We start from the raw sequence: 237 nt of genomic DNA, 5'->3' as shown, positions 1-237 counted from the left end.
GATACCGGTCACGGCGGGCGTCGAGGATGACGAGGATGAGCTGCTTTCCTGTTGGCTGATACCCGCATTCAAACCGATGTTGAAGGAAAGCCCCTTGCCGTCGGCGAGGTTGTCAGAGACGCCCTTCAGGCCCTTGATACCCTCATAAAAGCTCAGGCCGGCGATTGCGCTGTTGGTCAGCCCATTGACGCCGCCGGGATCCGAAAGACGCTCAGCCCCGTTCATGATGCTCTGGGC

The 237-nt window shown here is 59.9% G+C and carries 1 protein-coding gene; it reads right to left on the bottom strand.

The features are described 5' to 3' along the window. Positions 1-237: hypothetical protein (locus AF337_RS13425; protein ID WP_152971052.1), on the bottom strand; the 237-nt coding region annotated here is incomplete at both ends.

This window comes from Rhizobium ecuadorense, from assembly GCF_001187535.1.
GTDB classification, from domain to species: Bacteria; Pseudomonadota; Alphaproteobacteria; order Rhizobiales; family Rhizobiaceae; genus Rhizobium; species Rhizobium ecuadorense.
Note: the sequence above shows the minus strand (reverse complement) of the source record. Positions and strands in the feature narration are given on the sequence as shown.